Below are 13,756 nucleotides of genomic sequence, written 5' to 3' on the forward strand. Positions count from 1 at the left end.
GCTAGCTTTCTCTCATCTGGATGATGATCCGCCCCGTTTTCGGGTCGGTGAATTTATTCAACACATCGAAATTCGTCCCCGATTTGAACAGCACTTCCAACTCCTGAGGGGCATTGGAGTAGTGGCCGACGTATTTTCCGTGGACGGAGACGATCTGGTATTCGACTTCCCGTTCACCTTTCATCGCGGCCTCGGCGGTCGCCGAGGAGGAGGTGAATCCCTTCTCGGTGCTGACACCGCCGATTTTGTACCTGTCGAGAACATCCTGCGGGAGGGTGGTGCGCCGGGTGACCATGCCCTGGTAGTCGGGCAGTTTGTCCAGTGTGGCGTTGAGCTGATCGGCGCGGACCTGCTGTTCGACGCTCAGGTTCCCGCTGCGCAGGCCCGCGTTGAGGTCGTAGGCGCCGCCGCCGGTGTAGTCGGCGAGTGCGGTCTTGTCGGCGGGGGCGAGATCGATCTTCGGGATCCCTTCCGGGTGTACGACCGGTTCGAGGTCGACCGGCTTCTTCGGCGTCGGGGTCTTCGCCTTCTCTGCCAGTTCGGCGATCCGCCGCACTTCCCGCTCATTTTTGGCGATATCGATCTCGGTTACAACGCCCTTGGCGATGCCTTGTTCGAACTTCCATTCCTCGATGAGGGTTTTGATCGGCTTGGCGAAGCGGGCGGCGATCTGCACCGCCCGCGCGGAGGCGACCGCGACCCCGATACCGAAGGTGACGGTGCTCAACGCGATACCGATGGCATAGTTGATCGCCAACTCTTTGAGCAGTTCCTCGCCGAGCTGCTCGAGTTCCTTCTTCAATGCCGCCCGCAGGGCATCGAGGGCTTCGCGATGGTGCTGGGCCGAGATCCCGAGCTCACTCATCCCCGCGATCACGTCTTGCACGGCGGTCTTCAAATGAGCGAGGTCTTCGCCGATGAACGCGACCTCGGGGCTGCGCACCGAGCCGTCGAACTGATCGATGGCCGCCGCCAGCGCGGCGGGGAATGCGGTGATGCGCGGGTCGGCGGCGATGTCGTGCCAGGTTGTGGCGATATTCGACAGCTTTCCCGCGTTGCCGTCCGGGACGATGATGCCGATCTTCGCTACCAGCGCGAGGGCCTCCTGTAGGCCGGATCCGGGTCCGCCCGCGCTGGGCAGCGGATACCGACACGTGGTGACGGGTGGGTACAGGCTCGGCTTGGTCGGTGCGGCCCCTTTCGCACCGGTGGTGGCGTTGTATTCGGCGGTGGCGTGGTTGAACCCGGCCTGATTGATCAATCCGGCGTAGTTCCCGGTGGCGCCGGCGATATTGGTGACCGCGAGCAGCAGAGTTTTGGCGCGGGCATCGTAGGATTCTGCCCATTTGCGGGCTTCCTCGTAGGATCCGCACATGTCGCCGCCCTCGTCGAGGCGCGGATAGTACGAGTCGACGCAGGCGAAGAAGTCACCGGCCGCGGTATTCAGTTTCTTCGCGATGTCGTAATAGGTCGCGACGTCGATGACCAGCGACGCGGTCATCGACCGAACACCTTCATATTCATCGCGCACACATCGCTGTAGTGCGCGTGGGCAGTACGTGCGGCCTCATGCATCGCGTCGACGCCCGCGCGAATCTCGGCCACTCCCTTCGCCCAGTCCTGGTGGGCCTGAACGTGCATGGCCGCGGACGCGCCGCTCCACTCGCTGTGCAGCGCGCGGACCCGTGTGTCGATGCCTTGCAGCGATTCATCGAGGAATCCCAGTAGCCCGGCGACCTTCGCGGTGACCTGGTCCAGATGCTCCAGATCGACCCGGTAGACAACATCGTCACCGCTCATGGCAGCACCAGGCTGGACATGTAGTTGCGCTGCACCTCGGCGCGGCGGGCGTCGACCGCGGCCACCGCCTCGGCGCAGGCCCCGAGCGCGGTCGCCAGTTCTTTGAGCGCGTCGAAAGCGGCGAGCGCACCGCGATGCACCTGCTCCCAGCCCGCGCCGTAGGCGTCGGCGGCCGTACCGCGCCACGATGCGCGCAGGCCGCGCACCTCGGCGTCGGCGGCGCGGAATCCCTCCATCAGCGCCTGTGCGGTCGCGACGATGAATTCGCCTGCGCCGCGTACGGATTCGGGCACCATCGCGAACTCCGTCGATGATGCGACCATGCCGACCTCCTGCTTCCCGAGTGGGTTGTGCCCTGTATTCCTGGACACCCCTCGACCACGAAAGGCGCCATCCGAACCGGTACCGCTTACTTCTCGACCGCAACCAGCGGCAATGGCCACTGCCACCGCCACGAGAACCACCACCCGGAGCACGTCGGACCTGCTCATCGCCGAGCACCCGGTCATGCCTCGACCCTCCGGCGCACGGGTACTCGCCGTCGTCCGGTGGATAGCTCCGCGACCAGGTCCTCGTAGCCGAAAGCGGCCTCGGCCAACTCTTCCCACGCATCCCACAGCTCGTCCCCGCCCGCATCGCGCGAAGCGACAGCGGCGTACGCGGTCCGTTGCGCGACCCTGTCTACTACTGCCCCAACGGATTCCGTATGCAATGCCCAAACCCCGTCGAGGGCGGGCGGGCGCGATTCGACCCACCGGTCGATCCGATCGACGAGTTCGCGTTCGAGGCTGAGGCTTTCGCCGATATCGCAGCGCGAGTCACCGATCCGGGACTCGTGCAGCACGGTCAGCATCCGCGCCCAGCGCAGCAGTGGATGTTCCGGAACCTGTTCGCCGCGGCAAGCCCGGAGTAATTGGTCGCGGGATGGAAATGGATTCATGGTCGAGCAAGCCCCCTTCTTGTGTGCGATCTCGCGCGGGCACGAAGGGCGAGGAGCCGGTATCGCGTCCGCAGCCGAGATCAGACACCTGGCCGCCATCGAAGGAAAGGGGTTCGGGAAAAGTGGTCGAAGTGGGGTATATGCCCAGGACACGACCCTCGACAGGGGCTCGCGGCGACCCGCGCCCGCGGCGGATATGTCCCGAATCGGATCGGCGGAACATGACGGTTCTCACAGCGGGTTGGGGTTGAGGTGGACTCGAACGGGAGGACGGCGAGAATGTGGGGATGAGTGGCGTTGACGAGAGCGTGACGGACCCCTACCTCTGGCTGGAGGAGGTCGCCGACGAGCGGTGCCTGGATTGGGCTCGTGCCCGCAATGACGTGGTGGTGGACCGTTTCGCCTCCTCGCCCCGGTTCACCGAGACGCAGCGCCGCATCCTGGACATGCTCGACACCGACGCGAAGATCGCCTATCCGGGCCGTCGGGGCAGTTGGCTGTACAACTTCTGGCGGGATGCGGATCATCCGCGTGGCCTGTGGCGGCGGACCACCTTCGAGGAGTACGCCAAGGACGCCCCCGACTGGGATGTCCTGATCGATCTGGACGCGCTCGCCACGGCCGAGGACGAGAACTGGGTGTGGGGTGGGGCCGGCGTGCTGCGCCCGGCGCAGAATCGCGCCATGATCAGCCTGTCGCGCGGCGGTGCGGATGCCAAGGTGGTGCGCGAATTCGACTTGGAGACAAGGCGATTCATCGAACAGGCGGACGGCGGCTACTTCCTCCCCGAGGCGAAGTCGCAACTGAGCTGGATCGATATCGACAATGTCTATGTCGGAACGGATTTCGGTGCCGGTTCACTGACCGACTCCGGCTATCCGCGCATCGCCAAGCGTTGGCGGCGCGGCGCCCCGCTCGCGGATGCCGTGACGGTGTACGAGGGCGCGGCGGGCGATGTCGCCATCTCCGCCGGTTACGACCGAACCCCGGGCCATGAGCGGCATTTCGTCGGCCGCGCCACCGACTTCTTCAATGAGGAGCTGTACCTCCTGGAGTCCGATGGCGCACTGATACGGGTGGACACCCCGACCGATGCCGGCACCTCCTGGTACAAGGATTGGCTCACGATCCGTCTGAAGTCGGACTGGGAGGTGGCGGGCCGGACCTACCCGGCGGGCGCGCTTCTGGTCGCGGATCTCAAGGAATTCCTCGATGGTGCAAGGGATTTCGAGGTGCTGTTCACCCCGGACGAGCACACTTCGCTGCACGGCTACGGCTGGACCGAGAACCATCTGCTGCTCATCACCCTGCAGGATGTGCAGACCAAGCTGTCGGTGCTCACCCCCGGCGTGGATGGTTGGACCAGGGCGCCCCTCGCCGATTCCCCATCGATGGCCACCACCAGCGTGCTGAATCTGGATCCGCTGGAGGGCGGCGACGAATTCATGCTCAGCACAAGCGGTTTCACCACGCCGGGCACGCTGCTGGCCGGTTCGGTGGGCGGCGCGACGACCCGACTCAAGCAGGAACCCGGCTTCTTCGACGCCGACGGTATCGAGACCGAACAGTTCTTCGCCCGCTCCGAGGACGGAACCATGGTGCCGTACTTCGTGATTCGGCACCGCGACCATCGTGATACGCCGCGTCCCACGGTGATGTCGGGTTACGGCGGTTTCGAGGTCTCGCGCACCCCCGCCTACAGCGGTGCGTCGGGTATCGGCTGGTTGGAGCAGGGCGGCACCTGGGTGACCACCAATATCCGCGGCGGCGGCGAATACGGCCCGCAGTGGCACACCTCGGCGCAGAAGGCCAACCGGCACAAGGTGTACGAGGATTTCGCGGCCATCGCGCGGGATCTGGTGGCGCGCGGCATCACCACGCCCGAACAGTTGGGCGCGGTGGGCGGCAGCAATGGCGGCCTGCTCATGGGTGTCATGCTGACCCGCTACCCGGAACTGTTCGGGGCCATCGTGTGCCAGGTGCCGCTGCTGGATATGCGGCGCTACCACCTGCTGCTGGCGGGCGCGTCCTGGATGGCGGAGTACGGTGACCCGGACAACCCGACCGAATGGGAGTACATCTCGAAATACTCGCCGTATCAGAATGTTCGGGCCGATGCGAAGTATCCGCCCATCCTGCTGACCACCTCGACCCGCGACGACCGCGTGCATCCCGGTCATGCCCGCAAGATGGCGGCGCTGCTGGAGTCGCAGGGTCATCGGGTCTGGTACCACGAGAATATCGAGGGCGGACACGGCGGCGCGGCCGACAACAAGCAGTCGGCTTTCCAGGCGGCGCTGATCTATGAGTTCTTCTCGGAACTGTTGAGGTGACTAGCGATCGCGCAGCCATTTCTCGATCCGGTCGATGGTGGTGGCGGGCTGCGCGATCCATCCGTTGTGCCCCAGCGGTTCCGGCTCCCGCCACCAGGTGAGCTCCGCATTCGGCATCTTCGACACCAAATGCTCGGCCGCGCCCTCGGGAGTCAGGTCGTCGCCGGTCACGGTGATGGCGAGGACGGGCAGTTTCAGCCGGGACACGCGCTCCTCGTAGTCGATATCCGCACCGAGCGGGACGAAGCGTCCGGTGCGGGCGAGCCGGGCCCAATCCGAGATGAGCACCTTGGACTGTCGTCCGAATCCGGTCTGTCCCAGGCGATCTCCCGGCCAGAAACCCGCCAGGTTGGCCGTCAGCGAGATGGCGGCGGTGCCGAAGAGCATGCCGGGACCGGACAGTCCCCGGTAGCCGCGATGGTATGGGGTGCCGGAGGCGATGAGGATCAACCCGCCGAGGCGGCCGCGCACCCGCGCGGCGTAGAGCACGGCGAGCTGTCCGCCCATGCTGTGGCCGAGCAGGTAGGGAGTGCTGTCCGGGAAGCGGTCGCGCACCACCTCGAAGATGGCCGGAAAGTCGACCGAGACCAGTTCGTGGTAGCCGTAGGTGCTGGTGGCGCTGGGTTTGGGGCGGCTGTCGCCATTGCCGCGCAACTCGCCGATGGCCACGTCGAAGCCGCGCCGGGCCAGTGCGAGCGCGAAACCCTCGTAGTATCCGGCGGGTACGCCGAGGCCGGGCGCGATGACCACGGCGGCGCGCGGCGCGTCGGGGGTGACCGGATGGCGGTGCGTGCCCGCGGCCGGGAGCAGCCGCACCGGGACCGAACTTCCGTCCGGCATCTGGATCGGAACCGTCTCCATGCCGCGAACGCTACTACGGCCATGCGCGGGTTTAAGCTCCGACGGCTCCGACGATGACACGACTGAGCACCCGGATGACATCGTCGAGTGGTGCGCGCGGACTCGCGCCGCTCCACGAGTCGACGACGTAGTTGACCGCGCCGATCACCGCGAGCACCCGCATCTCGTAGTCGCCGGGCGGGATCTCGCCGTGCATGGCGGCGTTCTTGGCCGCGCCCGCGAGCAGTTTGCCCCACACCCGGCGCAGCTCGAGCCGGAACTTCTCGATCTTCGGCCCCGCGCCGACCACCTCGACCAGCGCGACGCGGGCCTTGCGCGGATCCGTGCCGATCGCCTCGATGTAGGCGCGCACCGCGGTATCAATGGTGTCGACGGCGCTCGCATCGGATTTAGCCTCCAGGGCTGCCGCGACCGCCTCGCGCGACTCCCTGTCGATGCGCTCGTAGATCTCGAGCAGCAGCGATTCGCGGCCGTTGAACTCCTCGTAGAACTGACGCGAGGAGAGTCCGGCGTCCTTACAGATCGCGCCGACCGAACTGGTGGTGTAACCGTCGCGCGCGAAGACCGTCAGGCCGGATTCCAGAAATCGCGCGCGTCGTTCCCGTTGCCGGTCCGCCACGGGCAACCCGGCATACATTCGTCGCGTATTCGCATCCTGTGACATTGGGGCAGACAATACCCAAGCCGATCCCCGCCTCGACATGGATCCGGGTGTTCGCTTCAACCATTGTGAACTCTCTAGTTTGCCGAAAGTTGGCCGCCCAGTGGTCGACTCGCCATTTATCGGCCTTCGACCCCGCGCACCCCACGTCACCACGGGTTTGCCATAAATATGGATCGTGACCGATCGATCGGTATCGGATAATTTAGAGGAATATTCTAGAATTATTTAGGCCCGCCGGAACGGCAAACTAATACCACGGTCCGGATTTGTCGGCCGACGCAATTCGAGAGAATCAGTCGCGCCGGAAACGACGCACGATCGTCGACCAGCCGACGATATCGATCACCAGCGCCACGAAGCCGATGACCACCAGAATGACGAAGGCCGCCCCCGCCCAGTGGATGTCGAAGGCGGCCACCACCGCGGCGGGCGCGGCGAGCCCGAAGGCCACGCGCCAGGTGAGCTTGGCTGGGTAATCAACCGCCACCACCACAGCTTCCTCCTCCGCCGCCGCCTCCGCCACCCCCGCGGCTCGAATCAGCCGGTGACCTCGGGTTCGCCCAGGCTGAGCATCATCCGGTTGGCCCAGGAGAAGGAGGCGGTGGACAGCACCAGATCGTGAATCTCGGTATCGCTCAGGCCCAGGGCGCGCAATCGATCCAGGTGCGCGGGTTGGGCTCGGGGTGGTTGCGCGGTGAGTGCGGTGACGAAATCGATGATCGCGTCCCAACGTTCATCGATGCGCACGTCGGTTCCGGTATCCAGGAGGCGTTGGACGTCCTCGGTGCGCTTGGCCAACTGGGCGGTGAAGCGGGAGTGCACCGAGGCGCAGTACACGCAGCCATTGTGTCGGGAGGTGACCGTGGCGGCCAATTCCCGTTCGGCCCTGGACAATCCGTCTCGACCGTAGAAGATCTCCCGATCATTGGCACTGCGCTCGGCGAGCACTTCGGGGTTGCGGGCCAGCAGACGGAAGTATGGACTCTCCCCGCGTTGCCCTTCCAGCAGGGGACGCTGCGCGGCATCGGCGTCGGCCAGGCGAATGGGTTCCACCCAGGGCACCCAGTCCAGCTCGTCCAGGGTGAATCCCGTTGGCCGCCTGTCCGGTTCGACCTCGCGCACCTCGCTCATGCGGCACCTCCGAGCAGTGTGAGGCCGGCGAGCAGCCGAACCTGGTAGTTGACGTAGCCGACGAGTTGGGTGAGCGTCACGATGTCGTGTTCGCTCAGACCTGCGGCGGCGAGGGCGGCGATATGGGCGCGGGTGCTGGTCGCGGGTGCGGTGGTGAGGCGTTCGGCGTGGTCCAGTGCCGCATCGAGCGTCGCATCCGAATCTCGCTCCGCACCTGCTATTTCCGAATAGTGTCGGGCGAGCTCCGGCGCACCCGCGAGGGTCGCGACGCGGGCCGCGATGACGGCCGAGCGCTCCCGGCCGAAGGCCACCTCGCCCTCGAACAGCGCCTCGTATACGCCCTGCGTATGCGCGACCACGGTGGGTCGCGACTGCCGGATCGGAACGGCCGATCCGAGCACCTCGTCGATAATGTCTGTCACCGTCAACCTTTCGCCCGCCACCCGAGGCGCGGGGCGACCTCGGTGGCGATGAGTTCGATGGACCGCAGGGTCGCCCGCTGGTCCGGATCTATCGGATGGATCTGCACAATGAGGTCGGTGGCGCGGGCGGCAGCGGTATCGGCGGCCAGTTGTTCGACCACCTCATCGGGTGTGCCGAGATAGGAATCGCGCAGCACCTGCGCGACGGTCGAGGCGATCTCGGGCGTGCCTGCCGTCCGCAGATGATCGAGGAAGCGCCGCGCGCCGCGCTCGGCGTGGCGCGCGACGGATTCCGCGTCGTCGGCCACGAAAACCGTTCGGGACGCACCGATTCGGGGCTCGACCTTCTTCGGTAGGGCGTCGAGGTATGCCTCGATCAGCGGCCGTTGGATCGCGTCGATGCCCGCATCCGGCGCGGCGGGATCACGCGGCTGCGTTCGGGAGAGCAGCAGTCCCGCACCCGCCTTCCCGGCCCGCTCGGCACCGGCAGTGGAGAAGGTGGCGTGCCAGACGCGTTCGCGCAGGTTCGCGGCGGGCGGATGCAATCGGCGCCCCGGCAGCAGTTCGGCATTGTCGAGCGCCGCCGAGACAACCCGCAGCTTCTCGGCGTAGACCTGCTGCCGGTCTCCCGCCTGGCCGAACAGCTCGAACGAACTCCTCGAACCGCCACTGCCGAAGCCCAATTCGAGTCGACCACCGGACAGGGTGTCTAGCACCGCGGCGTCCTCGGCGACCCGGATCGGATCCTCCAGCCCGAGGGTGAGGATGGCGGTGCCGAGCCGAATCCGGGTATTCCTGGCCGCCGCGTGCGCCAGGAACACCAGCGGGGCGGGCAGACCGCCCTCGGCGGGATCGACGTGATGCTGCGCCACCCAGGCCGTGTCGTAGCCCAGGCTTTCGGCAAGGTCGAACTGCGCCAATGCGTCTCGATAGACTTCGGCCGCGCTCTGCCCGTCGTCGTGGCGCACCAGGCGGGTGAACAGGCCGAGGCGCTTCGGGGTGGTCATGAGGTCACCTTTCCCAGGTATGCGTCGCGGACCCGAGGATCGTCGAGCAGTTCCGCCGCCGTGCCGCGCAGCACGATCTCGCCGCCGCGCAGCACATAGCCGCGGTGCGCGATGGACAGCGCCAACTCGGCCTGCTGTTCCACAATGAGGATGGCCAACCCCAATTCCCGGTTGAGCCTGGCGATTTCGTCCAGCACACGGTCCACGAACAGCGGTGAGAGCCCCATGGTCGGCTCGTCCATGCAGACGAGTCGGGGTTTGCTCATCAGCGCCCTGGCGAAGGCCAGCATCTGCTGTTCGCCGCCGGACAGCGTGCCCGCCTGCTGACCGCGCCGCTCGCGCAGGCGTGGAAAGTGCTCGTAGAGTTCGGCGGCTCTGGCCGCGAGCGCCGAGCGGCGCTCCTTGCGAATGTAACCGCCGACGTAGAGGTTCTCCTCGACGGTCATGGCCGGGAAGACGCGCCGCGCCTCCGGCACCGAGGCCAGACCGGCCGCGATACGCGCGGGCGGCGCGGTCGCGGTCAGTTCGACGCCATTGACGCGGACCGCGCCCGAACTCGGCCGCAGCAGGCCGAGCGCGGTCTTCATGGTGGTCGATTTGCCCGAGGCATTGCCGCCGAGCAGCGAGACCATCTCGCCGGGACGCACGACGATCGAAACCTTGTCAAGCGCGCGGGACGCACCGTAATGCACTGTCACTTCATCGAATTCGAGGATCGGATGCTCAGACATCGGCGACCGCCTCTTCGGTGCCGACACGCCTGCGGCCCAGATATGCCTCGATGACACGGGGATCGGCTCGCACTTGGGCGGGCGCGCCCTCGGCGATGATCCGCCCCTCATCGAGCACGATCACCCGATCCGAGAGCGCGTTGACCAGTTCGAGTTTGTGCTCCACCAGCACGATGGTGTGTCCGGCCGCCTTCAGTTCGGCCAACTGCGCGCCCACCTCTGCGGTCTCGGATTGGTTCATACCGGCCGCGGGCTCATCGAGCAGCAGCAGGATCGGTTGCAGCGCGAGCGCTCTGGCGATCTCGGTGCGTCGCCTGTTGGCATAGGACAGGGTGTGGGCGAGCTGGTCGGCGCGCGGACCGAGTCGTTCGGCGAAGCGGGACAGCTGGGTGTCCACCTCGGCCTCGGCGTGCAGGCGTTCGGCACGCACGGCCGGTGTCGGGATCAGAGCCAATGCCAGTTCGGCGAGCAGCGGCAACCACCGCAGCACCGGGAACCCGGCCAGTCCGCGCCACGGCTGTGCCGCCCGCAGCGCGGTATGCAGGCCGACCGAAATATTCTCGCGCACCGTCAGATTCCCGAAGACGCGCCCGTTCTGGAAGGTTCGCGCGATACCCGCCGCCGCGGCCGCCTCTTGACTACCCGGCCGCAAACGAACCCCACCGACCCGGATCTCGCCCGCATCCGGGCGCAACACCCCGGATACGAGGTTCACCGTAGTCGTCTTCCCGGACCCATTCGGCCCGATGATCGAAACGAATTCCCCTGGAGCGACGGACAATTCGACACCATCAACGGCCTGGACACCGCCGAATGCCTTGCGCAACCCCGTCACGGTCAGCACCGGTTCATGCGGCGACTCGGACACGATCCCTCCTCACCAGAACTCCCTGCGGTCGGAACCGAATGAACAGCAGCAGCACCACCCCGTACAGCAGAATGCGCAACTCCGGTGTGAGCCGTAGCGCCTCGGGCACCCCGATCAACACCGCGGCGCCCACTACCGCGCCATAAGGCGATCCGGTGCCGCCGAGCACCAGGATGGTCACGATCAGCAATGACATGGGCAAGTTGAACACCGACGGATCGATATAGCTGTATTGGTGGGCCAGCAACGCGCCCGCGATCCCGGAGAATAGCGCGGCAAGCGCGAAGGCCAGCGCCTTGTAGTCGCGGACCGGCACACCGGAGGAGCGCGCCGCGATCTCATCGGCCCCCACCGCCCGCAGCGCCACCCCCAGCCGAGAGTGTTGAATCCCGACGATCACCGCGACCACGAGCGCCAACACCGCCAGGTCGAGCAGGAAAACCTGGGTGCCAGAGGTGAATTCGTATCCGAACAGCGTCGGCACCGGAATACCGAAGATGCCGTAGCTGCCGTTGGTGAGCGATTCCCAGTTGCGGATCACCGCCACGATCACCATGCCGATACCCAGCGTGGCGATGGCCACGTAATGCCCATTGAGCCGCCACAGCGGCGCGGCGAGCACCGAGGACACCACGGCCGCCACCACGCCCGCGACCGGCACCGCGGCGAGGAATGGCCAACCGTGATCAACGGTGAGGATCGCGGAGGTATACGCGCCGATGGCGATCGGCCCGGCCTGCCCGATCACCAACTGCCCGGCCGACCCGGCCACCAGCGTCATCGAGACCGCCACAATGGCGTACACGATGATCTGGGTGCCGACAACCACGGCATAACTGTCGGCCACCAGCGGAACCAGCACGGCGGCAACAACAAAGGCCGCCACCGCGTGCCACCGGCGAATCCGCAGGGGCCGCCCGGCACCGAGGAAGGTCCCGGTCATCGGTTCGGCCGCGAGCGCGGGCGCCTTGGCCAGCAGTCCGCCGGGCCGCAACACCAGGAACGCGACCAGCACGCCGAAGGTGATCAGATCCCGGTAGCCGTCGCCGAAGAGGTAGATGCCGTAGGCCTCCACCAATCCGAGGACGAGTCCGCCGAGCACCGCGCCCGGAATCGAGCCGAGTCCGCCGATGGTGGCCGCGACGAATCCGGTGAGTCCCGCCGCTGATCCGCTGGTCGGCGAGATATTCGAGTTGTAAAGGCCGACAAAGATTCCCGCCAGTCCGCCGAGTCCGGAGGCAATGGCGAAGGCCAGCACCTGGATTCGGCCGACACCGATCCCCATCTGCGCGGCGGCGTCGGGATCCTGCGCGGTGGCCCGAATGGCCAATCCGAATCGGCTGAAGCGCAGGAATCCGCCCAATCCCACCATGACCGCGACGGTGATGGCGAGCATGACCAGGTCGGAGGTGCCGAAGCGGACGCCGCCGAGCCGAAAGTTATTGGTGGGCAGCACCGCCGGGAACGGCCGGGTATCGGGTCCGAAGATGAGCTGCGCCAGGTTCTCGATGATCAATCCGGCCGCCACCGTGGCGAGCAGGGCCGCGATGGCCGGGGCGCGGCGCAGCGGATGCACCGCGAACACATTGATGGCGACGCCGACCAAGGCTGTCACCGCGACCACCAGCACCGTGGCCAACCACAGCGGCGCACCCTGCTGGGCGATCAACCACCACCCGAGCACCGATCCGAGCGCGAACACCGCGCCGTGCGCGAAATTGATGACATTGGTGACGCCGAAGATGAGGGTGATCCCCACGGCCAGCAGCGCGTACGCGTTGCCGTGGATCACGCCCGCGATGAGCGTGTCGACCATCAGCGATTCCCGGTCGGTACGAAAGCGCCCGCGCGCAACACGAGTTCACGCGGTGTCACCCCGCGCGGGCGACGGGTCTGCTGATCGAAGCCGAAGGTGCCCAAACCGATGCCGTAGAACTGGGTTTCGGTGCGCAATCCGTCGAGGATGCCCTCGCGGGTGGCCCCGCTCTTCTGCGCCGCCTTGATCAGCACCTTCAGCGCGTCATAGGAGTAGACGTTGAAATCGCCGGGATCGGTGTGGAACTTGGCGCGGAAGCGAGTGACGAAATCCTGCACCTTCGGATCCGGATCCGCCGGGCTGAAGACGCCGTTGACGATATCCCCTTCCCCGGCCGGTCCGGCGAGCGAGATGAATTGGGGCGTGTTCTGGCCGCCGAAATACGGCCCGGTGAAACCGATATCGCGCAGCTGCTTGATGACCAGCGCGCCGTCGGGTCCGTAACCGAGGTGGACGAACGCCTCCGGATCGGCCTGTCTGCCCTTGATCAGGACGGGTTTGAGATCGGTGGAATCGGGCAGGATCGGCGAGGAGTAGGCGATCTCGATCCCCTTGTCTTTGGCGTACTTCTCGAAGTATTGGAAAGCTTGTTTGCCCCAATCGGTTTCGAGGTAGACCACCGAAACCCGCTTGGCCTTCGCGCGCACCCACTCCGCATTGCGCTCCTGAAATACGTCCAGTGTGATGGACGGACTCCACGAATAGTCGCCCGCCTTGGTGAAATCGACGGCGGAATTGGTGAATCCGTACTGCACGAGCTTGCCCCGGTTGTAGACCGGCGAGGCGGCGATGGAGGCGGGCGAGGAGAAATCGCCCAGTTCGGCGATCACCGAGCGATCATTGACGAACTTGGTGGCGATCGGCACCGTCTGCTTGGGATCGGATTGTGAATCCTCCCATTTCAGCGCGACCTTCCTGCCATTGATCCCGCCCGCGCCGTTCACCTCGTCGAGCGCCAGTTCGAAACCCTGCTGCCAGAGCCTGCCGTACTCGGCGGAATTTCCGGTCCTCGGCCCGGATACCCCGAAATACACGGTATCCGAGGCATTTTCGGATCGGGTGCCGCAGGCCGCGACCGAACCTGCGGTCGCGACGGCGACGAGTACCCCGGCGGCGAATCGAAATGCGCGCCGGGACGGGGACTTGCTCATTTGCGTTATTTCCTCACGGGATCGGGCCGCAG

General features: G+C 66.2%; 15 protein-coding genes. 1 reads left to right on the forward strand and 14 read right to left on the reverse strand.

What is annotated here, in order from left to right; all coding sequences use genetic code 11:
- Nucleotide 1: 1 nt before the first annotated feature.
- The 4 genes from D5S18_RS10190 to D5S18_RS10205 all read right to left on the reverse strand — a co-directional run bounded on the left by D5S18_RS10190 (nt 2) and on the right by D5S18_RS10205 (nt 2,740).
- Nucleotides 2–1,501 carry an ADP-ribosyltransferase gene (locus D5S18_RS10190; protein ID WP_120039559.1) on the reverse strand — a complete coding sequence of 500 codons (1,500 nt, stop codon included), beginning with the start codon at nt 1,499–1,501 and terminating at the stop codon, nt 2–4.
- On the reverse strand, nt 1,498–1,800 hold the full coding sequence (locus D5S18_RS10195) for a WXG100 family type VII secretion target (RefSeq protein ID WP_120039560.1): 303 nt from the start codon (nt 1,798–1,800) through the stop codon (nt 1,498–1,500). The genes D5S18_RS10190 and D5S18_RS10195 overlap by 4 nt, the downstream gene beginning before the upstream one ends.
- On the reverse strand, nt 1,797–2,123 hold the full coding sequence (locus tag D5S18_RS34820; protein WP_158607849.1) for a WXG100 family type VII secretion target: 327 nt from the start codon (nt 2,121–2,123) through the stop codon (nt 1,797–1,799). The genes D5S18_RS10195 and D5S18_RS34820 overlap by 4 nt, the downstream gene beginning before the upstream one ends.
- A gap of 182 nt (nt 2,124–2,305) precedes the next feature.
- A complete protein-coding gene (locus D5S18_RS10205; RefSeq protein WP_120039562.1) occupies nt 2,306–2,740 on the reverse strand; it encodes a hypothetical protein in 435 nt (144 codons plus the stop codon).
- 287 nt (nt 2,741–3,027) lie between these two features.
- On the opposite strand from D5S18_RS10205, the gene D5S18_RS10210 reads away from it, so the two are divergent.
- A complete protein-coding gene (locus D5S18_RS10210; RefSeq protein WP_120039563.1) occupies nt 3,028–5,073 on the forward strand; it encodes a prolyl oligopeptidase family serine peptidase in 2,046 nt (681 codons plus the stop codon).
- Here the strand turns inward: D5S18_RS10210 and D5S18_RS10215 are convergent, their stop codons facing one another.
- From D5S18_RS10215 to D5S18_RS10260, 10 genes are all read right to left on the reverse strand, one after another.
- Nucleotides 5,074–5,934 carry an alpha/beta hydrolase family protein gene (locus D5S18_RS10215; RefSeq protein ID WP_120039564.1) on the reverse strand — a complete coding sequence of 287 codons (861 nt, stop codon included), beginning with the start codon at nt 5,932–5,934 and terminating at the stop codon, nt 5,074–5,076.
- Nucleotides 5,935–5,965: 31 nt separating this feature from the next.
- A complete protein-coding gene (locus tag D5S18_RS10220) occupies nt 5,966–6,598 on the reverse strand; it encodes a TetR/AcrR family transcriptional regulator (protein WP_239003648.1) in 633 nt (210 codons plus the stop codon).
- 292 nt (nt 6,599–6,890) lie between these two features.
- Nucleotides 6,891–7,091: a hypothetical protein gene (locus D5S18_RS10225; RefSeq protein WP_147403920.1), complete on the reverse strand. Its 201-nt coding sequence runs from the start codon at nt 7,089–7,091 to the stop codon at nt 6,891–6,893.
- Nucleotides 7,092–7,135: 44 nt separating this feature from the next.
- Nucleotides 7,136–7,729: an alkylhydroperoxidase domain protein gene (locus tag D5S18_RS10230; protein ID WP_120039567.1), complete on the reverse strand. Its 594-nt coding sequence runs from the start codon at nt 7,727–7,729 to the stop codon at nt 7,136–7,138.
- On the reverse strand, nt 7,726–8,151 hold the full coding sequence (locus D5S18_RS10235; RefSeq protein ID WP_147403921.1) for a hypothetical protein: 426 nt from the start codon (nt 8,149–8,151) through the stop codon (nt 7,726–7,728). Before D5S18_RS10235 ends, D5S18_RS10230 begins: the two co-directional genes overlap by 4 nt.
- Nucleotides 8,152–8,153: 2 nt before the next feature.
- Nucleotides 8,154–9,158, reverse strand: coding sequence for an LLM class flavin-dependent oxidoreductase (locus D5S18_RS10240; RefSeq protein ID WP_120039569.1), 1,005 nt, complete (start codon nt 9,156–9,158; stop codon nt 8,154–8,156).
- Nucleotides 9,155–9,889 (reverse strand): ABC transporter ATP-binding protein, encoded by a 735-nt coding sequence (locus D5S18_RS10245; RefSeq protein ID WP_120039570.1) that lies wholly within the window; start codon nt 9,887–9,889, stop codon nt 9,155–9,157. The genes D5S18_RS10240 and D5S18_RS10245 overlap by 4 nt, the downstream gene beginning before the upstream one ends.
- Nucleotides 9,882–10,757: an ABC transporter ATP-binding protein gene (locus tag D5S18_RS10250; protein WP_120039571.1), complete on the reverse strand. Its 876-nt coding sequence runs from the start codon at nt 10,755–10,757 to the stop codon at nt 9,882–9,884. Before D5S18_RS10250 ends, D5S18_RS10245 begins: the two co-directional genes overlap by 8 nt.
- Nucleotides 10,738–12,573, reverse strand: coding sequence for an ABC transporter permease (locus D5S18_RS10255; RefSeq protein ID WP_120039572.1), 1,836 nt, complete (start codon nt 12,571–12,573; stop codon nt 10,738–10,740). Before D5S18_RS10255 ends, D5S18_RS10250 begins: the two co-directional genes overlap by 20 nt.
- Complete coding sequence (locus D5S18_RS10260) at nt 12,573–13,724, reverse strand: ABC transporter substrate-binding protein (RefSeq protein WP_120039573.1); 1,152 nt, start codon at nt 13,722–13,724, stop codon at nt 12,573–12,575. The genes D5S18_RS10255 and D5S18_RS10260 overlap by 1 nt, the downstream gene beginning before the upstream one ends.
- Nucleotides 13,725–13,756 lie beyond the last annotated feature (32 nt).

Origin of the sequence: Nocardia panacis, assembly GCF_003598715.1 — a bacterium.
In the GTDB taxonomy this organism is placed as follows: domain Bacteria; phylum Actinomycetota; class Actinomycetes; order Mycobacteriales; family Mycobacteriaceae; genus Nocardia; species Nocardia panacis.

Bases quoted from the DNA above. Each gene is read 5' to 3' on its own strand.
- D5S18_RS10190 (WP_120039559.1), bottom strand. From the start codon at position 1,501: ATGACCGCGTCGCTGGTCATCGACGTCGCGACCTATTACGACATCGCG.
- D5S18_RS10195 (WP_120039560.1), bottom strand. From the start codon at position 1,800: ATGAGCGGTGACGATGTTGTCTACCGGGTCGATCTGGAGCATCTGGAC.
- D5S18_RS34820 (WP_158607849.1), bottom strand. From the start codon at position 2,123: ATGGTCGCATCATCGACGGAGTTCGCGATGGTGCCCGAATCCGTACGC.
- D5S18_RS10205 (WP_120039562.1), bottom strand. From the start codon at position 2,740: ATGAATCCATTTCCATCCCGCGACCAATTACTCCGGGCTTGCCGCGGC.
- D5S18_RS10210 (WP_120039563.1), top strand. From the start codon at position 3,028: ATGAGTGGCGTTGACGAGAGCGTGACGGACCCCTACCTCTGGCTGGAG.
- D5S18_RS10215 (WP_120039564.1), bottom strand. From the start codon at position 5,934: ATGGAGACGGTTCCGATCCAGATGCCGGACGGAAGTTCGGTCCCGGTG.
- D5S18_RS10220 (WP_239003648.1), bottom strand. From the start codon at position 6,598: ATGTCACAGGATGCGAATACGCGACGAATGTATGCCGGGTTGCCCGTG.
- D5S18_RS10230 (WP_120039567.1), bottom strand. From the start codon at position 7,729: ATGAGCGAGGTGCGCGAGGTCGAACCGGACAGGCGGCCAACGGGATTC.
- D5S18_RS10240 (WP_120039569.1), bottom strand. From the start codon at position 9,158: ATGACCACCCCGAAGCGCCTCGGCCTGTTCACCCGCCTGGTGCGCCAC.
- D5S18_RS10245 (WP_120039570.1), bottom strand. From the start codon at position 9,889: ATGTCTGAGCATCCGATCCTCGAATTCGATGAAGTGACAGTGCATTAC.
- D5S18_RS10255 (WP_120039572.1), bottom strand. From the start codon at position 12,573: ATGGTCGACACGCTCATCGCGGGCGTGATCCACGGCAACGCGTACGCG.
- D5S18_RS10260 (WP_120039573.1), bottom strand. From the start codon at position 13,724: ATGAGCAAGTCCCCGTCCCGGCGCGCATTTCGATTCGCCGCCGGGGTA.